Annotated in this window: 25 protein-coding genes and 1 pseudogene; 9 read left to right on the top strand and 17 right to left on the bottom strand. The window is 47.3% G+C overall.

Annotated features, from left to right (window positions below; all coding sequences use genetic code 11):
• Nucleotides 1-179 precede the first annotated feature (179 nt).
• The 5 genes from A8F97_RS25215 to A8F97_RS24195 all read right to left on the bottom strand — a co-directional run bounded on the left by A8F97_RS25215 (nt 180) and on the right by A8F97_RS24195 (nt 4,621).
• The gene (locus A8F97_RS25215) at nt 180-2,216 is read right to left on the bottom strand and encodes an AAA family ATPase (RefSeq protein WP_033070779.1); all 2,037 of its coding nucleotides are present in this window, start codon (nt 2,214-2,216) and stop codon (nt 180-182) included.
• A complete protein-coding gene (locus A8F97_RS23440) occupies nt 2,209-2,745 on the bottom strand; it encodes an ash family protein (protein ID WP_033070780.1) in 537 nt (178 codons plus the stop codon). The genes A8F97_RS25215 and A8F97_RS23440 overlap by 8 nt, the downstream gene beginning before the upstream one ends.
• Nucleotides 2,742-2,942, bottom strand: coding sequence for a helix-turn-helix transcriptional regulator (locus A8F97_RS16190; RefSeq protein WP_014698606.1), 201 nt, complete (start codon nt 2,940-2,942; stop codon nt 2,742-2,744). The genes A8F97_RS23440 and A8F97_RS16190 overlap by 4 nt, the downstream gene beginning before the upstream one ends.
• A 2-nt stretch (nt 2,943-2,944) precedes the next feature.
• Entirely contained in the window at nt 2,945-3,823 is an 879-nt protein-coding gene (locus A8F97_RS16185) for an integrase domain-containing protein (RefSeq protein ID WP_033070781.1), read from the bottom strand.
• Nucleotides 3,824-4,369: 546 nt separating this feature from the next.
• Complete coding sequence (locus A8F97_RS24195; protein WP_127087855.1) at nt 4,370-4,621, bottom strand: hypothetical protein; 252 nt, start codon at nt 4,619-4,621, stop codon at nt 4,370-4,372.
• Nucleotides 4,622-4,835: 214 nt separating this feature from the next.
• Between A8F97_RS24195 and A8F97_RS25210 the strand changes: the two genes are divergently transcribed.
• Nucleotides 4,836-4,931 (top strand): type II toxin-antitoxin system RelE/ParE family toxin, encoded by a 96-nt coding sequence (locus tag A8F97_RS25210; protein ID WP_227001633.1) that lies wholly within the window; start codon nt 4,836-4,838, stop codon nt 4,929-4,931.
• On the opposite strand, the pseudogene A8F97_RS24725 reads toward A8F97_RS25210, so the two are convergent.
• Together A8F97_RS24725 and A8F97_RS24720 are read right to left on the bottom strand one after the other, a co-directional pair.
• A pseudogene (locus tag A8F97_RS24725) lies at nt 4,907-5,059 on the bottom strand (lysozyme); the annotation flags it as partial. The gene A8F97_RS25210 and the pseudogene A8F97_RS24725 sit on opposite strands and share 25 nt — an antisense overlap.
• 19 nt (nt 5,060-5,078) lie before the next feature.
• Entirely contained in the window at nt 5,079-5,186 is a 108-nt protein-coding gene (locus A8F97_RS24720) for a class II holin family protein (protein WP_232830233.1), read from the bottom strand.
• A gap of 415 nt (nt 5,187-5,601) precedes the next feature.
• On the opposite strand from A8F97_RS24720, the gene A8F97_RS16175 reads away from it, so the two are divergent.
• The gene (locus A8F97_RS16175) at nt 5,602-6,063 is read left to right on the top strand and encodes a helix-turn-helix domain-containing protein (RefSeq protein ID WP_033070783.1); all 462 of its coding nucleotides are present in this window, start codon (nt 5,602-5,604) and stop codon (nt 6,061-6,063) included.
• Nucleotides 6,063-6,638 (top strand): PIN domain-containing protein, encoded by a 576-nt coding sequence (locus A8F97_RS16170; protein WP_033070784.1) that lies wholly within the window; start codon nt 6,063-6,065, stop codon nt 6,636-6,638. The genes A8F97_RS16175 and A8F97_RS16170 overlap by 1 nt, the downstream gene beginning before the upstream one ends.
• A gap of 168 nt (nt 6,639-6,806) precedes the next feature.
• Here the strand turns inward: A8F97_RS16170 and A8F97_RS16165 are convergent, their stop codons facing one another.
• The 3 genes from A8F97_RS16165 to A8F97_RS25205 all read right to left on the bottom strand — a co-directional run bounded on the left by A8F97_RS16165 (nt 6,807) and on the right by A8F97_RS25205 (nt 8,953).
• Nucleotides 6,807-7,844: a helix-turn-helix domain-containing protein gene (locus A8F97_RS16165; protein ID WP_472462553.1), complete on the bottom strand. Its 1,038-nt coding sequence runs from the start codon at nt 7,842-7,844 to the stop codon at nt 6,807-6,809.
• A gap of 70 nt (nt 7,845-7,914) precedes the next feature.
• Complete coding sequence (locus A8F97_RS16160) at nt 7,915-8,739, bottom strand: hypothetical protein (protein ID WP_127087856.1); 825 nt, start codon at nt 8,737-8,739, stop codon at nt 7,915-7,917.
• Between the two features lie 61 nt (nt 8,740-8,800).
• Entirely contained in the window at nt 8,801-8,953 is a 153-nt protein-coding gene (locus A8F97_RS25205; RefSeq protein ID WP_418303264.1) for a hypothetical protein, read from the bottom strand.
• A 601-nt stretch (nt 8,954-9,554) separates the two neighbouring features.
• Here A8F97_RS25205 and A8F97_RS16155 point away from each other — a divergent pair.
• The 5 genes from A8F97_RS16155 to A8F97_RS16135 all read left to right on the top strand — a co-directional run bounded on the left by A8F97_RS16155 (nt 9,555) and on the right by A8F97_RS16135 (nt 19,298).
• A complete protein-coding gene (locus A8F97_RS16155; RefSeq protein WP_033070786.1) occupies nt 9,555-10,817 on the top strand; it encodes a tyrosine-type recombinase/integrase in 1,263 nt (420 codons plus the stop codon).
• Between the two features lie 347 nt (nt 10,818-11,164).
• On the top strand, nt 11,165-13,528 hold the full coding sequence (locus tag A8F97_RS16150; RefSeq protein WP_033070787.1) for a type I restriction-modification system subunit M: 2,364 nt from the start codon (nt 11,165-11,167) through the stop codon (nt 13,526-13,528).
• Entirely contained in the window at nt 13,528-14,955 is a 1,428-nt protein-coding gene (locus tag A8F97_RS16145) for a restriction endonuclease subunit S (protein WP_033070788.1), read from the top strand. Before A8F97_RS16150 ends, A8F97_RS16145 begins: the two co-directional genes overlap by 1 nt.
• Nucleotides 14,952-18,200 (top strand): type I restriction endonuclease subunit R, encoded by a 3,249-nt coding sequence (locus A8F97_RS16140; RefSeq protein ID WP_033070789.1) that lies wholly within the window; start codon nt 14,952-14,954, stop codon nt 18,198-18,200. Before A8F97_RS16145 ends, A8F97_RS16140 begins: the two co-directional genes overlap by 4 nt.
• A 57-nt stretch (nt 18,201-18,257) precedes the next feature.
• Nucleotides 18,258-19,298, top strand: coding sequence for a virulence RhuM family protein (locus A8F97_RS16135; RefSeq protein ID WP_033070790.1), 1,041 nt, complete (start codon nt 18,258-18,260; stop codon nt 19,296-19,298).
• Between the two features lie 339 nt (nt 19,299-19,637).
• Here A8F97_RS16135 and A8F97_RS16130 read toward each other — a convergent pair whose 3' ends face one another.
• From A8F97_RS16130 to A8F97_RS16105, 7 genes are all read right to left on the bottom strand, one after another.
• Nucleotides 19,638-19,907, bottom strand: a complete 270-nt coding sequence (locus A8F97_RS16130) for a PAAR domain-containing protein (RefSeq protein WP_033070791.1) — start codon at nt 19,905-19,907, stop codon at nt 19,638-19,640.
• A gap of 34 nt (nt 19,908-19,941) precedes the next feature.
• Nucleotides 19,942-20,706 (bottom strand): hypothetical protein, encoded by a 765-nt coding sequence (locus A8F97_RS16125; RefSeq protein ID WP_033070792.1) that lies wholly within the window; start codon nt 20,704-20,706, stop codon nt 19,942-19,944.
• Nucleotides 20,707-20,723: 17 nt separating this feature from the next.
• The gene (locus tag A8F97_RS24715; protein WP_198340247.1) at nt 20,724-21,632 is read right to left on the bottom strand and encodes a hypothetical protein; all 909 of its coding nucleotides are present in this window, start codon (nt 21,630-21,632) and stop codon (nt 20,724-20,726) included.
• A gap of 6 nt (nt 21,633-21,638) precedes the next feature.
• Nucleotides 21,639-22,097 (bottom strand): hypothetical protein, encoded by a 459-nt coding sequence (locus tag A8F97_RS16115; RefSeq protein ID WP_050512595.1) that lies wholly within the window; start codon nt 22,095-22,097, stop codon nt 21,639-21,641.
• A 70-nt stretch (nt 22,098-22,167) separates the two neighbouring features.
• Nucleotides 22,168-22,377, bottom strand: coding sequence for a PAAR domain-containing protein (locus tag A8F97_RS23415; protein ID WP_050512596.1), 210 nt, complete (start codon nt 22,375-22,377; stop codon nt 22,168-22,170).
• 39 nt (nt 22,378-22,416) lie between these two features.
• Nucleotides 22,417-22,917 (bottom strand): Imm52 family immunity protein, encoded by a 501-nt coding sequence (locus A8F97_RS16110; RefSeq protein ID WP_050512597.1) that lies wholly within the window; start codon nt 22,915-22,917, stop codon nt 22,417-22,419.
• Nucleotides 22,918-22,952: 35 nt separating this feature from the next.
• Nucleotides 22,953-23,165, bottom strand: a complete 213-nt coding sequence (locus tag A8F97_RS16105) for a hypothetical protein (protein ID WP_014698624.1) — start codon at nt 23,163-23,165, stop codon at nt 22,953-22,955.
• Between the two features lie 616 nt (nt 23,166-23,781).
• Here A8F97_RS16105 and A8F97_RS16100 point away from each other — a divergent pair.
• Complete coding sequence (locus tag A8F97_RS16100; protein WP_012822236.1) at nt 23,782-24,243, top strand: hypothetical protein; 462 nt, start codon at nt 23,782-23,784, stop codon at nt 24,241-24,243.
• The last annotated feature ends 2 nt before the right edge of the window (nt 24,244-24,245 follow it).

The raw sequence follows: 24,245 nt of genomic DNA, 5'->3' as shown, positions 1-24,245 counted from the left end.
TTCCCCCACTGACTCAGGGATCACGGCTTCCCCCACCTTATTTTCACCACTCTGTTAAAAATTTTTATTTATTATTGAGTTAAGTCATTCCCCCACTTCGCACCTATATATGCGTGGGAAGTGGGGGAAAATGCCGGATAGAAGGACTTCTTATCCGTTCGCCCCCCACTTTCCCCCGTTTAATCCTCCACCTTATTCCGTTGCGATAGCGGCGTAATCCGCTCCCCCTCAAAGGCGATCAGGCCATCCTTTTCCAGCTTGTCCAGCCAGCGGGTGAACTTCTTGTTCACATCAAAGCCCATTGCCCGCATGTCATCCCGCACTAATGAACGGGTACAGCCTTCACCGTTGGCCGTGCGTGAGCGAATAGTCTGCCAGAGGGCAAAATGGTTTTCCGTCAGCCGTGGAATACCGGCTAAATCGGGATCGCTGGCAGCCTCATCTTCTCTGACTTCACGGCCTTCATCGTTCAGCACCAGTGAGGTGATCTGGTCGCCATCATCGTCCACGTACAGATCGACGCTATTCAGGTCATAGGCGCGACGCGGCGGCTCTTCCGCATCCTTCATTTTGGTGCAACTGAGGATCAACGCGCCGCCGTCACCTTCACGCCTCACATTAAATTCCACGTCCAGCGCGGCACGGAAGGCGCTGGAGCCCCGCGCTCCTTTGTCCTGATCTTTACCGGAATGATGGATAATCAGCACCGTGGCCTGTGTTGCCGCTTTAATCGCGTCACATCCCTGAATAAATGCGCCCATATCTTTAGCCGCGTTCTCATCCGAACCGCCAAAACAGCGGGCGAGTGTATCCAGAATAATCAGGCGAACCGGCATACCGGAGGCGACTTTCACATCGTGGGCGGCGCGTATCACCTGTTGTACGCTCTCCGGGCTGGCCGGAAAAATCGGGCAATCGACGCGATAAAGCGCATCAATCGGACTACCGCCGTTAAGCGTTTGCTCCCATGCCCGGATACGGCGGGGAACGCCGATCCCGCCTTCACCAACGACATAAATCACCGCCCCCTGTGTCACTGGCTTGCCTGCCCACGGTTTGCCGGTGGCGATGTGGCATCCCCACGATACCGCCAGAAAAGACTTATATGAGCCGCTGGCACCGTAAGCACTGGCGACGGATGAACTCGGCAGATAGCCTTTAATCAGGTAGTCCTGCCGCGTATCAAAACCGTCAGAGCCTTTGCGCAGGGGTAATGCGGTGTTGAAGGCCGGTGTAGCAGAATCGGTGCGCACTAACGGGGTATACATCGTGTCAGGCTGATAGCGTTGTTTATTGAATGCCGATTTAGTGGCCTCAAGACCATATTGCTGGCGGTAATCATCCCAGTCACAGAGCGTTGTGGTGGGCGGTAACGACACCCAGCCGTCCACTGCCAACGCGGCTTTTTCAGCCTGTTCCTTACCGATATTGGTTGAGCCATCGGCATGCAGGTCATGATCGCCCGCCAGAATGATAGTGGCATTGGGATACCAGCCTCGCAGGGCTTGTGCGACATTCATCAGGTTATTGGCCGATACCGCCGCAACCACCGCCGCCGTAGTGATCTGGCTGATGGTCAGGCCGGTGGCATACCCTTCGGTGATCACGATGGTGTCCGGCTCTTTCGGGTAATGCACCGCGATGAAAGCGCCTTTCAACTGTGAGCCCGGCAGCAGGCGTTTTTCTCCGTCGTCGTTGATCAACTGTGCGCCGATCAGTTCACCGGAAACGCGATGCAATTTCAGCAGCAGGCTTCCCTCATCAAACAGCACGCCGCCGATGCGCATTTTTTGCTGTGCAGTCAGGCGGGCATGGACGATAGAGAACCCTTTGGCTTTCAGGTAGGCGCTCTCGCCGTTCCTCGAATGGGTCAGCATCTGCTTGATTTTGTCGGCCAGCGGCGGGCGCTCAGCGGCTTTTTCCCTGGCTGGCGCGGTTGAGGCGGGGATCGTCAGCGCGGCCACCTGTTTTGCGGCGTCTGACAGGTCGCAGTTTTTCACCCGTGCGACCAGATCAAGACCATCGCCATGACCGCACTGATTGCAAAACCACGTTCCCCGTCCTTCTTTGTCGTCAAAGCGGAAGCGATCTTTGCCACCGCAGGCAGGACAAGCGCCATGTTTACCGCCAGAAGGCACCGGAATAGCCAGTGCGGACAGAATGGCACGCCAGCGGTGGCGCGACTGTGCGGTAATGTCTGAAACGAACTTACTCATCGTCAGCCACCTCCGCTTGCAGTGCGTCATTCAACTGGTTCAGACGTTCCCACAGGATAAAGATCAGCAGCTCTTTCGCGAGTGCGTTGTCGAGTTCAATGATGGCGTAGGCCAGTGCCCGACAGTGATCGACGAGTTCTTCTAACGTCAGGGGAGTGGGGTCATACATGATGTACCCCGGCAGAAAAAAAGAAAGATTGCGGGTAAAGAAAGGGAAGGATCGTAGCCATAAGGCAGCCTCCAGACTGTAGCTTCTTAGACAGCTACCACCAGAGACGCCAACCTCAAGGGTGGTAGCCCGTACGGGGTTGGCGTTACCGGACAGTCTGGCTACCGGCGCTCCTTGCGGAGCCCCCGCACGAGCCACCATTGCAGGTACGGCTCGATGCGTGCCTGAACAGCAATGCGCATGACGCGCATATTCAGGCACCAGACATTTGTTCGGAACGCCAATTCCGGCTGCGGATTTTGCCGCAGCATCAGCAGTATATCGTAAATTGCCCGCCAGAAAAAAATAACAATGCATCATGGTTTAACCTCCCCGCGCTGGCTGATACGTGCCGCGATCCAGTCATTGACCTCACTTTCCACCCACGCTACTGAGCGGGCGCCGATTTTGACCGTCTGAGGGAATTCCCCCTGCTTCATCAGCAGGTAAATCCATGATTTCCTGAGGCCGGTTTTTTTCATCACACCCGATAAGCGAATCAACGTGATATCCGTCATGATCAATCCTCCTTCCGGGTGTAAACCCGCTCGACATAGCGCCCCCGACCATCACCGTGGCCGAGATCCATAGAGGTTAATGCTCTGGCTTCACTGCGGGAAAAGCCCTGTGACAGGTAATAACGCATGGCATCCTGCGCCCATGCGTAGCGCAGGCTGTGTGGGGAGTAGTGGCCGGTCAGCCCTAAGCGGGTGGTCTGCGTGCGCCAGAAGTTCATGGCGGTTTTCAGGTCGGGTTTATCGATCAACCTGCCATTACGCGCTTCGGCCACCTTTAGCGCTTCGTTTACTGCCCGTTGAATCGCTTCGCGATCGATAATCCGGGTTTCGCGTGGCCTGCCGCCTTTCGTGCCAAATACCACGGTCAGCGTCTGTTGATGGCGCTCAAGCTGCTTTTCCCATGTCTTCAATGAACTGGCGCATTGCACCGCTTCCTGAGAACGCAGCCCCAGCAATCGGGCAAGCTGAAGTGCGCAGGCCAACCCTTTATCACGCTGTTGCGCTGCAAGCAGAACGGCCTGATAACGTTCGTCCGGAATGGCGAATTTTGTCCCGGCACGGCTTGCCCCACTCAGCCCCAGCGCGTTATTGGTCAGGCGGTCGGACGCGGCGAGCTTTTCCCGTCCTCCCTGCTTAAACACCGTGCGCAACGCTGCCATTTCGTTGTGCAGGGTACGAAGGGCAATCCGCTGTGACAGGCGTTCGGCGACATAACTTTCGATATGTCTGGCTTTGAGATACTTAACGTCACGCACCTGAATATTCAGCGCCAGCAGGTGGCGGCACAGCTTGTCCATGATGCGGATACGATCATGAACCGTCTTGTAGCTCCCGCCAGCTTGTTTCGCCAGCGTGGTCATTTCACGACTTAATTTACTCATGCAACTTACCTCTCATAATTCAACTGGATGCTTTTCTCTGGCGCATGGGAAAGGGCAGAAACAATCGCGATTGACCTGCCTTGAACGATACCTGTGCGCCAGAGCGGACAGCAGTTGAGGTCTTGGGAGGTGTCGGCGATGCACTCGGTGCGGCCGCCTGCGGTTGCAGGATTTCCTCTCAGGCCGTTAGGCCTGCCTCGGTATCGGTTCAATCTCCTGTAAAAAAAGCGATCAGTCCGGCACAAACGGGTGTGTCAGATTCATGACGCTGTGGGTGAGGTGCATGTCTCAGGGGCTGATGGGGTCTTCGGCTGCGGCGTCACTTTCATCCGTTGACACGGAAAAAGTGACGCCGGTGTAGACGTTGCCGGCAGGCGCGTAGCAGATGCCTGACGGCATAGCAACGCGCAGCCAGCACGTTCACACGTGCAGACGCAAATCATTGAGACGAGTAAAATCGAAGTCGCGCGAAAACGCGAACTTACGAGGATAAGCGCTGTTTAAGCCGCTTATGAAGTGAAATCACCACAACGACAAACGTTGCAGCTACGGCCAGTCTCCTACGGTATGGAAGCCGCTCTCTGGCTGGGTATAGTAAGCCCACGGCAATGTTGGGCTTGAAGTAAAGTAGTCAAAACGGACCTTCATCACCACGCTCGCAACGGCGTTCAAACTACCCGGTGATATCTGCTTCCAAAGGCTGGCAGATTTACCACACGCAACTGAGCGTGTTCTTCCTTGCAGGCTACGGAAGTGTTTGTGGTCGCCCGAAGGCGTCAGTCTCAGACCACGCTCCATTCCTATGACTTTGGCAGTGTGACCACCCGAAGGCGTTTCTCACAGGTCACTCGTATCATCCCGATACTGGAAACATTGCTGGCTGTCATCGACAGCAGGTTTTCATGGTCAAAAATACGACAAAGTGTTGCCGGTTTCAAGTGCTTTGACTCTGCCAAAAAAGAGAGCAATATAGCACTAAGTGCTATAGTTAAGGTTGCAGAATGTCGGCCTGATGCGCGTATTCAAAACTAAATGGTTCAGTAAGGCGGCTAAATCGCACGCAATTAAAGATAGTGAGTTATGCCAGATTAAGCGGCTGTCCCGGTAAGCTGTCAGACTGCTGTCCTCCCTCTCCGACACAAACTGCTGCATCATTACCGGCGCTGAAGCACCAGCGGAAATCTGCGCCAGCATAGCCGCGCTAAGCATGCCCTTGGTTCTGGTAGTTAGGGCCATTATTGCTTCTCTACCTGCTTCAGCGCGCTGTTAATTGTGCCGATGACCTTCTGCGCTTCATCGTGCTCAGGCGATCCTGCTTCGCCTGTTTGCGTTTAAAGTACAGGTTCACCATAAACGTAGCCACGCCCAACACGGCGCCGGAGAGCAGGCCGATAAAGTTCCGATCCCAGTTTTAAATCAAGTCGGCCAAGTGGTAAAGGCCATTACTGATGAGACCACCTGATGTGCAGGGCAACCCCCTGATGCAATTTTGCCAGGTATAGTGGTTTTCTGTATGTAAATGGAGGTAAAAAGAAAGGGCTCGGCTACTAACGATCCCCTTGTTACGCGGGTTGCACCATTTCGGTTTGTCAGCTAGGGCTTTTCGTTTGTTTCGAATGTTGCTTGTTTCGTTTGTTTCGATTACTATTATGAGGCTGACGCATTCGTCAGCATAAAAATTTATCTTCAAAATTGTCACGAAACTGAACACGCGAAAAATCTGAAACCGAAACCGAAACCGAAACCGAAATTAACGAAATTTGAAATTGGAAAAAATCATGACTAGCTCAATTCTGGACAATGTAAGCCTTCCGGCTCAGAAGGAAATTGAGGTTGCGTTACGTGGACAAAGAGAACTGGCAACATTTCTCACCACAAAGTTCGAAACGCAAAAAATATCGATTCACGATGCAAACGACGAAAAACACCAGATCGAATTGCCAACCTCAGCACTGAGATTGCTAATGAACATCTTGGGTGAACTCGCTGAAGGGAACGCGGTTCAAGTTGTCCCTGTGCACGCTGAATTAACTACACAGGAGGCCGCCAATATTCTGAATGTTTCACGCCCTCACATGGTGAAGCTTTTAGAAGAAGGAAAGCTTCCACATCATAAAACAGGCCGTCATCGCCGCGTTCTTTTTGCTGATTTGATGCGCTATAAAGCTCAGCGTGAAACTGAGAGCAATGAAGCAATGCAAGAACTGGTTGATTTGAGCCAGGAACTTGGTTTTTATTAATGAATCATTCGCCTTACCCAGTCGTACTTGATGCCTGTGTCATTTATCCCAACATGCTCCGCGATCTGCTTATGGAGGTTGGGAAATCGGGTCTGTATCAACCTAAATGGACGGCCACCATTCATGATGAATGGCAAAGAAATTTGGTTGAAAACGTACCGGATTTAACGCGTGAAAAATTGAAGCGCGTAGAGGATCTGATGAACAAAGCCCTACCTGATGCTCTTGTAACGGGCTTTGAAAATCTTATGGAAGGGGTTTCACTCCCAGATCTTGACGATCGCCATGTTGTAGCTGCAGCGATAAGATCCGATTCAGAGGTGATCGTAACCTTCAATCTTAAAGACTTTCCAAAGGAGAGCCTGGCTGAGTTTGATATTGAAGCAATTCATCCTGATGAGTTTATCGCTGATTTGCTGGATTTAAATCAAGCCTTAGTTTTACAGGCTGTCCAAAGGCAGCGAGCCCGGCTAAAGAACCCCAAAAAATCAGTAGATGAATATTTCGACATACTACTGAAACTAGGCTTGCCGATGACGGTTAAGGCTATAACTGCTTATAAATTAATGATTTAGTTGGCGAGGCAAGGGTGGGAAGGATATTCCCAATTTCTAAATAAAAACCCTGCCCATTGGCAGGGATTAGATATTTAGTAGCTTGCGGATGCAGCTTTGTGAAGCGTAGAGGAATTTAACCCGTTTTTTAGTCAAATCACAGCAGATTTGTTTTTATTATGACGCATTTTAACCAAAGTTTTTATACTTATAAATTGAAACCAAGTTGTCGGCCTGAGGAACTATCGGTCTGTTAATACCGAAGTTGTCGCGTACAAATTCGGGCTTAATCATTGCATCTTCCAACACAGCTTCCCAAGAATGATCATCAAGCATACTGATAGCTTGTTGCATCATCCCCGGAGAGTCACCGGTGATGCGATCGTCCCCCTTCTCTGTAGATACAAATCCCTTCGAGTTGAGATGAATAAAGCCCGTCCTCATTTTTTCAGGGGTTATTAATCCTAACAAACAGGCGCGATACAGAGACATACGCAAGCTTATTTTCCAACGCACCTTGAAATCCTCCAGAGCGTTCCAATCCAAATGAGATCCCCGCATTTTGGGAAACTCATTGATAAATGAAACCCTCGGGATCATGAAAGCACTTGAAAAATGGTCCGCTTGGTTCTCGGTTACTTTATCGCCAGTAATTACCCCTTCATGTAGAACTAGGTGGCCTAACTCATGCCCTATATCTGAACGATAACGACAAATGCTCTTTTTGGCATTGTTGCGAATTATGATTGGACGAACGTTGTTAACGGTAAAAGCATCAATTCTGTCATCAACATCTGAAACATGAGCAATTACAATACCTATGCTTTCGACGAAATTAGACATTGAGTTAATGGGGCCTAAGCCCAGCGTCCAATAACGTCGACACTCTTCAGCGATGCGTTCTATATCAGATGGCGACTGCAACGGCAACTCTGAGACATCCGGTAAATCTAGAACAGGAAACTCAACCTCAACCTCTAACCTGCGAATGAATTCGTCCAGTATCTCCGCCCTGGCCATGACAGTATTTGCCAATGTCTGAGTTCTTGAGCGTTTACTGCGAAAATGACAATGCTCTCCATCCAGAGGATGGGGGCGAGGTGTAAAGAAAAATGAATCGTATACGCCCAAAACATTAGCAAGTTGCGACAACATGGCATCCGCAGGCGGATAGCCTCTTTCAAGTTTTGAAATAAATTGCTTGGTAACACCGAGGGCGTTAGCCACATCCTCTCCGGACATACCCTTAGCTAACCTCGCTAATTTTACGCGGTCACCCCGGTACTGAGTGAGAGAGTCAAAGAGTTGCATTTTTACCACTTTGGTCTTTGTCGTCTTTTTTACTTCTGCGCTTGAGTTTAGTTGGAGGTATTTCATTAGGCGCTGGAAGCTGATTAATTTGATCTGGATTTAGATCTTCAGGCGCTGAAGAAATAGGCGTAATTACTTTAGATATATGCTCATAAAGACTAACCTTGCGGCCTGTTTCATCCAAGCCAACCATGGTAATTATCCAAGTAGGTGGAGCATCTTTGTCAGTAACATCATCGATAAACCTTTCAGCATAAACACGCCAAATTAAACTATTGCTGGTATCTTCCTCATCGAAAATGGATATCTGGCGCTGTTCTTTCTCATTGCGAAGAAGGCGGTGGCGCTTTCTTGGACGATCCAGTCTGTCAGTGACAAACTGCAATGGAACCTCATTAAGCGAGAAGACGAAATCCATTGCAGTGCTGACAACCTTAACTCCGCGTAAATTAGAGTGATTTTGTTCTATGTACTCTTTTACCCAACCATACGCGCGACAGCCTGTAATCCAATTTGAATCAAGCTTGTGCTTGTTGGCCCAAAGTTGCCCTAATACATCAGCGATGCTCGATAGTAAGATATCAACAGACATTTGATCTAAATTGTTATTGATAGCAAAGCAAGGCTTCAAATTTTTAGAATACGCTGACATAATCTTTTCGCCATATCGTGAATTAGTAAACCATATCTTTTCGCCTTTTCCTTGATTTGTCAACTGGTCATTTTTGAACTTATCTACCGCGTAGAATCTTTCAGGATTTACTTTAAACGCTTTGCTCACAGGGTCCGTTACGGTTAGCCACATATCCACGCGGCGCTTGCATGTCGATAACGATAAGTCTGTGTGCCTTCCTGCAGCTCTTTTGCAATGCTCAGCTTACTTCAAACCTCTCCAAGTACTGCATTTTCAGCTCGCTCATTAGCCTTGGACTATTGGCTAATGTCTCGCAAATCATCCGATCCATCAGCCCGCTCTCAGCCTCTGTGCAGAACACTAGGCTGCTGGTGGCGCTTTCGCGTTGCATCTGGAACAGCCAGAACTCGAGCTCATTGCTGGTGCAGCCGGATTTGCACAGCAGCCAGATTGCGGTCTAGATATCCTGCGCCGTGATGGTGCTTTTCTTCAGCAGGCCTTTAATACATGCTCACTTCTTCCGACATGTCGCTGTAGCTGGCTCAGCGGCCTCACATTTTCAGTTTTCCTTTCCATAGTGTGCAGGCGCAGCTCTTTGCCGTGGGCTTTAGCGATCCTTCAGATTTGTTAACCTATTTTGATATGAAGAAGGCTGTTCTTCCTTCTTATCTACTGTATATAGTGGTTAATTCCGTGTTGCATAAAGTATTATGGGGGTCGGTATGGTGGTCATTTATTTTATTTATTTTTTAAATTCATTAAGAATCAAGTAAATATATTTGGTGGCGAGTCCGGCCTTCGCACCAACAGTATGTAAATAGACCTCAACTGAGGTCTTTTTTTATGCCTAAAATCCAGTATTTATCCCCCTTTCCCGCTATATTAACTCTCTCAGGGTCAACCGACTTCAACGTACATCTACCAACAGTTGTTGGTACAGATGATGGTATTTCCGGTTCGATAATGCATATACCAACAGGGAGGGCCTAAACATGGCGCTTACTGATATCAAAGTCAGAACAGCCAAGCCTGCCGATAAGCAATACAAGCTTACCGACGGCAACGGCATGCATCTGCTGATTCATCCTAATGGTTCAAAGTACTGGCGCTTACAGTATCGCTTTGGCGGCAAGCAGAAGATGTTGGCACTGGGTGTTTATCCTGATGTCTCTCTGGCCGATGCAAGAGCGCGTCGTGATGAAGCGCGTAAGCTGCTGGCGAACGGCAGTGACCCTGGTGATAAAAAGAAATCCGATAAGATTGAACAGAGCGAGGCGCTGACCTTTCAAGAAGTTGCCATTGAATGGCATGCCACCAATAAAAAGTGGTCGGAAGAGCACAGCCGCCGCGTGCTGAAAAGTCTGGAAGATAATCTTTTCTTCGCTATCGGTAAACGCAAGATTGCTGAACTCAAAACGCGTGACCTGTTAGCCCCGATCAAGGTGGTTGAACAATCAGGCCGTCTTGAAGTGGCATCACGACTTCAGCAACGTACAACCGCAATAATGCGCTACGCGGTACAAAGCGGATTAATTGACTACAACCTCGCGCAGGAAATGGCGGGCGCTGTGGCGTCCAGCAATCGACAGCATCGCCCTGCACTGGAACTAAAGCATACTCCCGAACTGCTTCAGCGCATCGATAGCTACACTGGCAGGCCGTTAACGCGTCTGGCGGTCGAGTTGACGCTATTGATCTTTATCCGCTCCAGCGAACTGCGCTTTGCCCGTTGGTCGGAAATCGATTTTGAAACATCAATGTGGACCATTCCCCCTGAACGTGAACCCATAGAAGGGGTGAAGCACTCTCATCGTGGTTCTAAGATGCGTACTCCGCACTTGGTGCCACTGTCCCGACAGGCTTTAGTTATCCTGAAGCAAATACAGCAATTCAGCGGCGATCATGAACTGATCTTTATTGGCGATCACGATCCGCGTAAGCCAATGAGTGAAAATACGGTGAATAAGGCTCTGCGGGTTATGGGGTATGATACCAAGGTTGAAGTCTGCGGACACGGCTTCAGGACAATGGCCTGTAGCTCGCTGATTGAATCGGGGTTATGGTCGAGGGACGCGGTGGAACGGCAGATGAGCCATATGGAACGTAACTCGGTACGAGCAGCTTACATCCACAAAGCGGAGCACTTGGACGAACGCAAGCTGATGCTGCAATGGTGGGCGGATTTTCTCGATGCGAATCGCGAGAAGGCGGTTAGTGCGTTTGATTTTGGGAAGGTTAGTAATCAACTAAAATAGAAACTTTTCTTTTCCTGCATCTGTTCTGAAAAATTTCACATAAATGGCATTCTCCACTGATTTTTGCGTAGGTGAAGAATGTCGTTTATTTTTTTGTTGTGGTTACTGTCGGATTTTTTATATCAATATGCCGCTCAGGATATTTAGAAATATTCGGCCATTTTGGCCTGCAACAGTCGAATGCTTAGCGCTGGTTAAGTCATTGCCCAACCTCAGTGTTCATTTCGTTGCCCTGTATCGTTTGCGATAACCTTCGTTGCGGGTATTATTTTGTGAATTACATTCTAAAACTGAATTTATGCTTGGGCATCTTTGCGCTATGGCAGTGATCTCTTCTAAGGATTTTCATGACTAACACTAACTTTTCTCAAACGGCTGCCTTTATCTGGTCAGTTGCTGACTTGCTTCGTGGAGATTTTAAGCAATCCCAGTATGGGCGCGTGATTCTGCCTTTTACTCTGTTGCGTCGGCTTGAGTGCGTGTTAGCCGCGAGTAAAGAAGCGGTGGTGGCGGAGGCTGAAAAATTAAAGGCCAGCCCTTTGCCGGAAGAAGGGAGAGAGAAGTTTTTGTTACGCGCCACGAATGGCCTGTCGTTCTTTAATACCTCGCCGATGGATCTTGGCAAGATGGGGCAGAACGACATTAAGGCGAATCTGGAGAACTATGTTCAGTGTTTCTCTAAGGATGCGCGTGAAATCTTCGAACACTTTAAATTTAGTGAGTTTGTTGGCCTGCTGGATGACGCCAATTTACTGTTCAAAATTGTTAAAAAATTCGCCACGACGGACCTAAGTCCGAAGGCTATTTCCAACTATGAAATGGGGCTGGTGTTTGAAGAGCTCATCCGACGTTTTGCGGAAAGTTCGAATGAAACAGCAGGGGAGCACTTTACTCCACGCGATATCGTGCGTTTAACGACCTCGCTGGTGTTTATGGAGGATGATGAAGCGTTGTCTAAAGACGGCATCATTCGCACCATTTACGACCCGACGGCTGGAACGGGCGGTTTCCTCTCTTCGGGGATGGAATATGTGCATGAGCTTAACCCGAATGCGGTGATGCGCGCGTTTGGTCAGGAGCTGAACCCCGAGTCTTACGCCATCTGTAAAGCCGATATGCTGATTAAAGGGCAAGATGTTAGCCGTATCAAACTGGGCAACACCCTTTCTAACGATCAGTTACCGCAGGACCAGTTCGACTACATGCTGTCGAATCCACCGTTTGGTGTGGACTGGAAAAAGATTGAAGGTGAGATTAACGACGAGCATCAGTTGAAAGGCTTTAACGGCCGTTTTGGTCCGGGCTTGCCTCGCGTTTCTGATGGTTCTCTGCTGTTTCTTCTGCATCTGATCAGCAAAATGCGTAATACCCATAATCCAGATGGTTCAATCAATGGCGGTGGGCGCATCGGTATTATTCTTAACGGTTCTCCGCTGTTTACCGGCGGTGCGGGTAGCGGCGAGAGCGAAATCCGTCGCTATATTCTGGAAGAGGATTTGCTGGAAGGCATTGTCGCGCTGCCGACGGATATGTTCTACAACACCGGGATTGCGACTTATGTCTGGATTCTGTCGAATAAGAAAGCGGCAGAGCGTAAAGGCAAGGTTCAACTGATTGATGGCACTAACTTGTGCGGCAAGATGCGTAAGTCGCTGGGTTCCAAGCGTAATCTGATGGGTGAAGAGGACATCAAACTGATCACTCGCACGTTTGGTGATTTTGAGGTGGTTGAGGCGATTTCTCTTGAAGCATTAGGCCTTGAAAAAGCACCGGAGCAAAAATCTAACCGTGGTCGCCAGTCTGCAACGGCTAAAACGGAGGCCCCGAAAACCTTCGCCAGCAAAATCTTCAGCAGTACTGATTTTGGGTATCGACGCCTGACCATCGAGCGCCCGCTGCGTCTGTCTGCACAGATTACCGATGCAGCGATTGCCAGCTTGCGCTTTGCGCCGAAGCCGTTTAATGCCCCGATGGAACGTCTGTATGACGAATTCGCTTCGCAGTGGCAGGACGCTTACTACGGGGATTTTGCAGAAATTGAAGCGGAAGCTCGCGCGATTATTAAAGCTGAATTTGCCGAGCTGAAAGAGAAGCAAATTAAAGACCTGCTGGACATCAAATTATGGCTGGCGCAGCGTGCGTTAATGGAAAAAGCGCAGCAGATTCAAGCGGCGTTAGGCACACAAGGCGGTGGGAAAACGCAGGTCAGCGACGACTTTAACCAGTTCCAGCTTACCCTGAAAGGCGCAATTAAAACCGCAGGCGTTAAGCTGGATACGAAAGAGAACAAACAGTTTATCGACGCGATTACCACGAAAAACCCGGCCGCTGAGTCGGTGGTGAAGAAAGTGCTGAAAGAGGCGGCTCAGCCGCTGTATGGTGCGTTTGAGTACCAGGGGAAAGTGGTGGAGTTCGAGCAAGATGGCGATCTACGTGATAACGAGAACGTACCGTTAAATCCTCAGATTGCTACCAGCACGCTGATTGAAGACTACTTCAAAGTGGAAGTACTGCCGCACGTTGCTGATGCCTGGATTAATGCCGATAAGCGCGATGCCAAAGACGGTGATATTGGTGTTGTCGGCTATGAGATTCCGTTTAACCGTCATTTCTACGTTTATCAGCCACCGCGCCCGCTGGAAGAGATTGATGCCGATCTGGATGCGGTCAGCACCGAGATAATGAAGCTGTTGCAGGAGGTACATTCCTGATGGCTAAGTATAAGGCATATCCTGAATATAAGGATTCTGGGGTTGAGTGGTTGGGAAAAATCCCTGAGCATTGGCAGTTAAGTAAATTGAGGTATATGTTTACTTTTGGTAAAGGGCTTACCATTACGAAAGAAAATCTTCAGGATGAGGGGATTCCATGTGTCAATTATGGTGAAGTACATTCAAAATATGGATTTGAGGTTGATCCTCAGGAACACCCATTAAAATGTGTAAGTGAAACATATCTCAAAAATAACACTACCTCACTTTTAATTAAGGGGGATGTTGTTTTTGCTGATACATCCGAAGATATTGAAGGTTCTGGTAATTTTACGCAGTTAATCAGTAATGTTACAACTTTTGCAGGATATCACACTATTATTGCTCGCCCATTAAAAAGAAATAATAGTCGTTTCTACGCTTATCTTTTAGATTGCAAAGAGTTAAGAGCTCAAGTAAGGCATGCTGTAAAAGGTGTTAAGGTATTTAGCATAACTCAAGCAATTTTAAGAAATATTTCAATATGGCTTCCATCTGAGAATGAGCAAGGAAAAATATCAGCATTTCTCAATCACGAAACCGCAAAGATAGATAATCTAATCGAAAAACAACAACAACTGATTGAGCTGCTGAAAGAAAAACGTCAGGCCGTGATTAGTCATGCCGTGAATAAAGGGTTAAACCCAAATGTGCCGATGAAAGACTCTGGTATTGAGTGGTTGGGGGAGGTGCCTGAGCATTGGGTTATTTCTCAATTAAAAAGCAATGTATCTACTCGAAAAGGTATTGCATTTAAATCAACTGATTTTAGTGATTCTGGTATACGAGTTGTAAAAGCGAGTGATATTAAGAAAAAGACTATACATTGCTCAGATGTTTTTTTGCCAGAAAAATTTTCTGAGGATTATCCGAAGGCTATATTAAAATTTGGTGATATAGTATTAAGTACTGTCGGTAGTAATCCTGATGTGAAAAACAGTGCTGTTGGGCAATTAGGATATATTCCTATTGAACTTGATGGTGCTCTTTTAAATCAAAATACAGTTGTATTCTCATCTTCCTCTAACGTCTTAGACCAATTTTATTTATTTTTCCTGATACAAACTGATGTATACCGTGACCACTTAGATCTACATGCGCATGGAACAGCGAACCAAGCAAGCCTTAATGTTTCCGATATGTTGGATTTTAAATATGCTCGCCCCCCATTATCTGAACAAGTTGAAATTGTAGAATATATTCAGAATTATAATTTGAATTTTGATAACCTTGAGGCTCATAGCGAGGCAGCAATTAAATACTTACAAGAACGCCGCACCGCCCTAATCTCCGCTGCCGTCACTGGCAAAATCGACGTACGCGACTGGGTTGCGCCGGTGAATAGCGAAATGGCAAACATTGAGGAATCACCGGAGGTGAATGCATGAGCATGGACTCGACCAAAGAAGCCATCTTCCAAAGTGAAATGATTGCACAGATGGTTGAGCATGGCTGGATCGTCGGCAAAGGTGATGGCTACGATCGTGAACGTGCGCTGTATTCGCAAGATGTGCTGACTTTCGTTAAAACAACCCAGCCACTGGAATGGGAAACGCTGGTTAAGGTTTTCCCTACCGATACCGAGCGCCATTTCCTTGATGCGCTGGAGGCTCAGCTTAAAAAAGCCGATATCAACGCTACCGATAAACTCTCACGCACCTACGGTACGCTGGGCGTATTGCGCAATGCACTGAAGATCCGCAATGCGCGTTTTACGTTATGCCAGTTTAAGCCCGAACATAATTTAAACCCGGAAACGCTGGCGCGTTATCAGCAGAATATCTGCCGTATTGTGCCGGAACTGGTTTATAGCCCGTATGCGTCGAACGCCGTGTTTGAAGAAACCGGTTCAAAGGCCAAAAAGTGGCGTATCGATCTGGTGCTGTTTGTTAATGGCCTGCCGATAGCGACGCTGGAATTGAAATCCGAGTTTAAGCAGGCGGTACAAAACGCGATTAAACAATATAGGAAAACGCGTTTGCCGAAAGACCCGGTAACCAATAAGCCTGAACCGCTGCTGACCTTCAAACGTGGTGCGTTGGTGCACTTTGCCGTCAGCCAATATGACGTGTTTATGGCCACGAAATTAGCTGGCGATGACACCTTCTTCCTGCCTTTTAATAAAGGCACAGCAGACGGCGGGGCAGGGAACGATATTCCCGAAGATGCCAACGAGTACGCCACCAGCTACTTGTGGAATGAAGTTCTGCTGCCGGACAATTTGCTGAACATTCTTGCGCGTTTTGTGCATTTGCAAATTGAAGAGAAAGAAGACTGGAACGGGCTAAAAGTTAAAAAAGAGAGTTTAATTTTCCCGCGTTATCACCAGTGGGATGTGGTAAATAAACTGATTCGCGCCGCCACGGAAGAAGGCACCGGTAATAAATACCTTATTCAACACAGTGCGGGTTCCGGTAAGTCCAATTCTATTGCCTGGACGGCTCACCAGCTTTCTACGCTCTATGATGAGAAAGGCGAAAAACAGTTCCACTCGGTTATTGTTGTCACCGACCGAACGGTATTAGACGATCAGCTTCAGGATACGATTTACCAGTTTGAACATGCGGATGGTGTCGTCGGGCGCATTAATAATAAAGAAGGCGACGGCTCTAAATCAGAGAAGCTCGCCAGTGCGCTGGAAAACTCCCAGCCGATTATTATTGTTACCATCCAGACCTTCCCGTTTGTGCTTAAAGCGATCGAAAACAGCGTCAGCCTCAAGCAGCGCAAATATGCGGTGATTGCTGACGAGGCGCACTCTTCTCAAAGCGGTTCCACGGCGCGTCAGCTAAAAGAAGTGCTGATGACCGAAGAAGCGGATGATGATGTGGTGCTGTCGTCGGAAGATATTTTGGGTGCCACCGTTGCCGCGCGAAAAGGCAGTAATAATCTTAATTTTTATGCATTTACCGCTACGCCAAAAGCCAAAACGCTGGAGCTGTTTGGTCGTCGTCCTAATCCACTTGAACCTGCATCCAAGACGAATAAGCCGGAAGCATTCCACGTTTATTCGATGCGCCAGGCCATTGAAGAAGGCTTTATTCTTGATGTGCTGAAGAACTACACCAACTACAAAGTGGCGTATAAGCTGCTGCAAAAGCTGGATGATCCCGACAGGGAAGTGGACAGTAAAAAGGCCAAAATTAAGCTGAACCAGTGGGTGACGTTGCACGAACATAACGTTTCACAAAAAGTAAAAGTGATTGTTGAGCACTACCGAAAAAACGTTATGCATTTACTCGGCGGACAGGCGAAGGCCATGGTCGTGACCAGTTCACGTAAAGCGGCGGTGCGCTACAAGCTGGCGTTTGATCAGTATATTGCTGAGAACCACTACCAGAAAATTAACGCGATGGTGGCGTTTTCAGGCGAAGTGGAATTTGCTGAAGGCGATCAAAATAGTCTCGCGCTGTTAAATAGAAAGTTCACTGAAACCAATATGAATCCCGGTCTTAAAGGACGGGATATGCGCAACGCTTTTGATAGCGATGATTATCAGGTGATGCTGGTCGCCAATAAATTTCAGACGGGTTTTGACCAGCCCAAGCTGTGCGCGATGTATGTGGATAAGCCCCTTGGCGGTGTGGAGTGCGTACAAACACTCTCGCGCCTGAATCGTGTTTATCCAAGCAAAGCGCAGTTTGGCACCTTCGTACTCGATTTCTACAATGAACCGGATGATATCCTGGGGGCTTTTAAGCCTTATTATCAGACCGCCGAACTGACAGATGTCAGCGACCCACAGTTAGTCTTCGAGCTATTCGAGAAACTTCGCGCCAGCGGTATTTTCTTATGGAATGAAGTTGAGCAATTCTGCGACGCATTCTTTACCAAAAACAAATCCAACGCGGCAATTAGCAATATTTGTAAACCCGCTGTTGAGCGCTGGAAAAAGCGATATACCTCGGCCATTGATGCCTATGTGTTGGCTAAAGAAATCTTTGAGCGCACGAAAAAAACCAATGATGTGGTGCTGATTACCAATGCTGAAAACAGTTTTAAAGACTGCAAGTTGGAAAAAGACAAGTTGGATATCTTCAAGAAAGATCTCGGTAGTTTTGTCCGTTTCTACGAGTTTATGTCACAAATCGTTGAGTTCGATGACAAGGAACTGGAGAAGCTCAGTCTGTTTGCCCGCCATCTACGGCCATTGCTACATGAACAAAATGTGGAAGAAGATGAGGTTGATTTAAGCAATGTGGAGATGAGCCATTACCGCTTGTCGAAAATCCACGAGCAGCATCTGAAACTTCAGGAAGATGCCGAAGAATATGGCATAAAGCCGGGCAATGACATTGGCACAGCCAAGCCGAAGGATAAGAAAGAAGAGTTTCTGTCGCATATTCTGGCACGTCTTAATGAGCTGTTTATTACTGATAATCTTACCGATAAAGACATGATTAATTATGCCTTTAGCGTGCGCGACAAGTTATCAGAAAATCAGGCGGTGATGACGCAGATTGCGAACAACACTCGTGAACAAGCCATGCTGGGCGATTTCCCTAAAGCCATTGATGACGCGGTGCTGGATAGCAATGACGCCCAACAGGCCATGATGATGCAATATCTGTCTAATCCTGAACTGGCAAAAGGGTTTGCGCGGGTGGTATTTGATATGTTGAAAGGGGCTTGAGTTTTTCACTGACCGGATATCACCATCCGGCTGATGGACCATAAAAACGGAGGCTGTATGACAGATAAATATTTACCTCAAGCCCCTGCCGGTGAATTCATCATGTTTACCAGTCAGGATGGCAAAATACGTATTGAATGCCGTTTCGAAAACGATACGTTATGGTTATCACAGGCGATGATCGGTGAGTTATATGGTAAAGCCAAATCGACTATCAGTGAGCATATCAAAAACATCTTTGAAGACGGTGAATTGGATGAAGATTCAGTTGTTCGGTTTTACCGAACAACTGCCAGCGATGAAAAAAATTATCAGGTTCAATACTTTAATCTGTCATTGGTACTGGCCGTCGGTTACCGCGTCCGTTCAACTCGGGGTATCCAGTTCCGTCAATGGGCTACGCAGACCTTGCAGGAATACCTGATTAAAGGTTTTGTAATGGATGATGAGAGACTGAAAAATCCACCAGTCGGCCCGTCAGTGGTGCCCGATTACTTTGGTGAGATGCTGGAACGCATCCGTGATATTCGGGCCAGTGAACGGCGCGTCTATTTACGGGTACGGGAAATCTTTGCTCTTGCAGCGGATTATCAACCCTCACTAAAAGAGACCACTCTCTTTTTCCAGACTATCCAGAATAAACTGCATTTCGCCTGTACCGGCAAAACAGCCGCTGAGCTGATCCACCAGCGCGCCGATGCCACTCTTCCGCATATGGGGCTGACCAGCTTCAAGGGCGATGAAGTGCGCAAAGGCGATGTCACCGTCGCCAAAAATTATCTCAATCAACGCGAAGTCGATGAACTGAACCGCGTGGTCAATATGTGGCTGGATTTTGCTGAAGATCAGGCCAGACGTCGTCAGCAGATATTTTTACGTGACTGGCAGGAAAAATTAGATCAATTCCTGCAATTCAATGATCGTGATGTATTAAACGGTGCAGGTACGATCAGCAAGAAAATAGCAGATGACAAGGCTCAGGCTGAATATGAACTGTTTGCTGAGCAACAGCGCCGTATAAAAGAAACAGAGGGAGAGCGTGATATCACTGAGCTATTACAGTGGCAAACCAGTCCGAAAGCTAAGGATGTGCCATGAGTATTGCGCATGCGCAAACTCCAGGAAGAATACAGCACTGAGATTCCTGCACTGACATGACTCACCAGCCGAGCGTTTCCTGAACTCCTAGGGCATTGGGCATTTTCCCGGCAAATAGCCTTCGAGGGTGGTTACTACATACATTCAGATCCAGTTGATGATCGGGGTACTGCTCCGTATTGGATAAGTGGGAGCTGAGCTGACTGTGAACGGCTTCGGTGACCTTTTAATACGACTCGCTGACGCAGTGCTTCCCCACCTCAGCCATTCCATGCTCTGATAAATTGGTGGGGTAGTATCATCCGCTCTGTTTAGGGTGGAGTTATTACATTGCTATCACTATTTACGATTGTAATTCCCTGCACAGGATGATGACACGCTACAGCCACAGGCCAGTTTGCCAGGCTCAAATATCATGGGGCGTCCATTATGAACCGCAGAACCATCACCGCCTGAAACTAGCGGAAACGTTCCCTTGTGGGTGGGACATACCGCGTTATCGCCAAGCAGACACTGCGAAACGCCATTAACAGGAAAGCCACTGGCTTCAATCATTATTCCTCCACCTGAATGGGCATCCCCCAGGCGAATGGCACCACGTCCTGACATAGACTTTCTCCTTCGTTACACAGCACCGTCAATTTTATCTACTATCGCAACCGAGTTTCTTGCGCATCTGGTATTTCATGATAGCTGCTACCTGTTCTGACTGATCACTGTAAGCCCTGTCTACATTCTCACATCCTTTCGGCTGCGGCGGTGGTGGCGTATCGCCTTTTAGCGTTCCCCATACCACGTAGAGAGAGAAAACGACTATCACGGGTAGCAGCAACCACAAAAATATTCTGGTCTTGAAGTGGTAACGTGCATCCCATTGACTCTCTTTATTGGCACCGTGCCTGAAATAGGTTGACACCTGCGCTTGCCCATAACGCTGTATGGCCCGCAGCCAATGCTCTGTGGGCACCAGCAGCCACTCTTCAGTGTCATTGACAACACCTGCTTCTGGACGTCGGTAGAGGAAGAGGTATCGATCTTTCATCAGTCGTTCGAGCTTCGCCAAATCCTGCTCGAACCCATCCGTTCCCATGGAGTGATGAGATAGCACAAGCACCCTGTCGCCAAAGCGCACTTTCACCGTCTCGTAGTCATCATCAAAATCGGCGGTGAAGGTATCCCCCAGCTTTTCTTCCAGCCACTCGATAATACTGAAAGTGCCTTCTTTATAATCCAGAAGGTAACCATCGTTTGCGATTATGGCATCCACATAGTTGTCTGCCGATGATGCAGCCGGATCGTTATCGCATTCGCCGTATTGCTGGAGCAATGCCTTTCGCACAGCCTGTGCCTGCTTGTCGCCGGAGGCGGCGAATACAGCAGAAAATTGTTCCCACGTTGGAGTTAGCATGGCAGCGGTTCGATCTCTCATAGGCCTGATGGCAGCACTTGAGGATCACGCTGACGTACCACGTCGAGAAAACGGTCAAGTAATTCATCGCGTTCAGTTACTTCACCGGGTTGGCAGGTAATCGCGGCATAAGGTGTCTGCATCAGTGGATGGTCAATGTGGGCTGGGTTCATCAACCCTATGATTTCGCGCAGACGCAATACGGCCAGGATCTCTGTGGGATGGACTGCGAGGAATACGGAACCAAATTCAAATTGTCCAGTGTCGTCTTCACGTTCAGTCAAGGCAATGCGTTCAATATGGGTATCACAAGCGGTGAATAAAACAGGTAGAAATTTTTCTGGGTCTGGTTCACGCCAATGTGCCACCAACTGGCCCCAGGCGGGGTCGCGTGGCAAAGCGTGCTTGTCCAAGTCCAGAGGTTTTCCTAACCAGTCGCCGATAATAGTCAGGCCGAAAGCGGCGTAGCGCAGTGTCGTGCCGAGTGGGAGATTGTGTCCATCATGAACACCATAACCGCCATCAACACCATCTAATACTGTCTGATAGTGGGGTTGCACTAACTCAGGTCGCCCAATTGCAATTGCCCCGAGCATCAAGTGTGTTTCGGTATCCAAATTTCCTGCGATTCGTCTGTCGGTGCCTTTCATTTCACGAATATCAAACATATTGGCCAGGATCATTCGCGTAAATGCGTGGGCCATATGTTTATTGGCATCACCGTGAGCCCCGTCTATTGCGGCGAGCAGGCTTTGATCGACCTTCGCCATTCCGTAATCAAAGAGGTCAGTATTAGCAAGAATTAATTTTCCTTCACCAGATAAATAAGCTGTGAGCCGATGTCCTCTTACTGGTGAAGTTCCCTGTGCCCATTGTTTGACGCTATTTAATGATTTATCCAGCCTGCTTTTGGTCTTACTAATCATGCTCTATCACCAAATGTTAAGTTGTATACCAGAGTTTTTCCCAACGAGACTATTTAAATTCCCTTGACTGTCAAAAAATATTTGTGCATGCAGATACTTAATGGCACTTAATTTAGTCGCGTCATTAATAGCGTCGAGCTTATCCTGTACGTTTGGATCAACTTCCAACATTTTTTCCTCAGTCCATCCTTGCCTTCGATTTCTGATCTTTTTTTGGAGCTCATTGAGCTTATCTGCTCCGGTCGACTGTGTCTTATTAAATCCCGGCGTCTTAGTTCCACCCAATGTCGCTTTGGTTTCAATCACCAACAGCGTGTCTTCCTTGAAGTGTAGCGTCTGGGTTGGTGCAGGAGTACCGTTTGCTCCATCTATGCTGTGGCGCATAGTATTGGTTGTCGGTGCTCGCACAGTCAGAGACGGCGGCGGCGGCACCCAGACCAGCATATCCAGACCGTGGCCGCTCATCCGTCCATACACGCAGGCTATGTCTTTACCATAAACTGGCTGGCAATTAATTCAGTTCCACAGACTGTTTTCATTCCTGCCACTGCAATTTTTTTCCTTTAAAGCTAACCAAATAGGGCGCATCAAGAATTGGATAAACCCCTTTGCACAAAGGACACATAACCATATCGCGTGCGCAAGCAACCTCTTCGCCATATATTTTTAATCCAGATTGGGCTGGAATAACTTTACCACCATGTGACGTTGGGTCATTTATTCTGATTGCAGCATTCATTTCCATCTCTATTTTCTTATTAATTATAAATACCCGGTTATATGATTAAAATATAGTGGAAAAAGTGGGTAAAATACCATGATTAGCCAAAGTTATCTCTAGAGCATTAGCCAGAGCTATATCATTTTCATCTGAACCGTCAAAAAAGTTGAGTTTAGATAAAAATAATGTCCCGACAGCCTGCCCGTTTTTTGTCATGGTGTGCATCTGTTTACCTAGGTCTAATATTTTTTCATCATAAATACTATCAGTGTAGAACATCCAACCTACTGAAAGTCTATCAGGAAACACCTGATGTTCTTCCAATGTATAATCATTAGTTTCAACCTTTATAATCTTGGGTGATAGCTCATAAATTAAAACTTTAAGTATTTCAATTACATAATCTTTTTCAATTTCTTGATGTCCAACGCTAAAACAAATCCCATAAGAAAATAGATTTATATCACTTTGCATGTAATTTCTACAAATAATGTAATCTTTATCATCGTTCCATATCTTGCCAACTATAATAGGGTAGTCATTGAATAATTTACTTTTCATCATGGAATTAGCATTTTGAGTTATTATTCCTTCACTGATTACTTTTTTTTCATGGCATCTTTTTGGGATTTCCCTGTTAAAAACCAGTCAGTGCTTCCTTTTTTAGCATTATCTATAATATTGGCAATGCTAAGGAATCGCTTAAGCAGTATATCCACACCATCAATCACGTTAGTATTTCGATCATTTTCATCATCAATTTCTTTGATGTCATTCTCTCTTAAATAAATACCAAAATTAATTTTTATCATATAGCCACCATTAAGCGTTAAATACAGTTATATTAGAAAGTTCAGCCATCATCATTTTATAATGCCTGTAACTTTTTGGCTCCATAAAATGCCAGTGGCACTGCGGTATGTTATCGCATAAATCTATAGCATTCTGTTGCCTACCGGCCTGTAAGTTCACTGTTTTAATATTAACAGGATTTCGACGTGTCCTGAATTACCGAACCACTACAGATTTGCTATGCCGCCATTTCTCCCCGCTATAAAATCGACGTTTTACTCTGAGAATTGTTTACTTCTACTAATCAATTACATGTTAATGTAACGCGCATGCATCTGGAGGGCTACGATGCCCTTGCTACTCTTTGGGCTGGTAACTGTGCTGAGATGCGTAGCATCCAGTCGCGGTTACTCATTCTGGGGTTGGTTCATTTTGGGGATGGTCATTGACCCATTACTGGCTGGTTGCTGCATTACCTGATTTGCAGGGGAAATAATATACGAACGCTGTTGAGGCTTTTGGCTGCTTTATGCGTTGGTATATCACGCTGGTGATTTTTATGTCCTACCTGCTTTGTATCATCAATACCGTTGACGGATGGAACGGTTTTTGATTCGAATAGAAAGGATTGATGTAATGAAAAATAAATTACTGATTACCGGACTGCTGACGGTATCGTTAATACCCAGTCTCGTTCAAGCCTTTGGTAACCGGAATGAGTGGGTGAGCGGATGGGGGCAGGGTGTTTCTGAGTATAGTATTTTAGGTAAAGGAAAATCGAGATTATACTTAGCTTGTGATGATTCAGGTTATCGCCCAGAAGTACTCATATTTACTGATGTAAATGGTCATTCTGTGAGCACGGATACAAATGAAATCATAGAAGTAAAAATTGATGATGATGACGCGTTTAGTGTTAGTGAAACCTCGAGCCGGGTAGGAGAAAATAATTTTTCCTGGATGTGGGATAAATTACGTACAGGAAAGCGCGTTATTGTCTCTGGCAGTGGAGTTAAACCAGCGGCTTTTACCTTAAATGGTGCTAAAAGCGTCTTACCAGAATATAGTAAGACAGGGTGTACGCCAAGTACCTCCTGATT

Source organism: Pectobacterium parmentieri, assembly GCF_001742145.1.
GTDB classification, from domain to species: Bacteria; Pseudomonadota; Gammaproteobacteria; order Enterobacterales; family Enterobacteriaceae; genus Pectobacterium; species Pectobacterium parmentieri.
The sequence above is the reverse complement of the archived record's forward strand: the minus strand, read 5'-3'. Positions and strand labels throughout refer to the sequence as shown.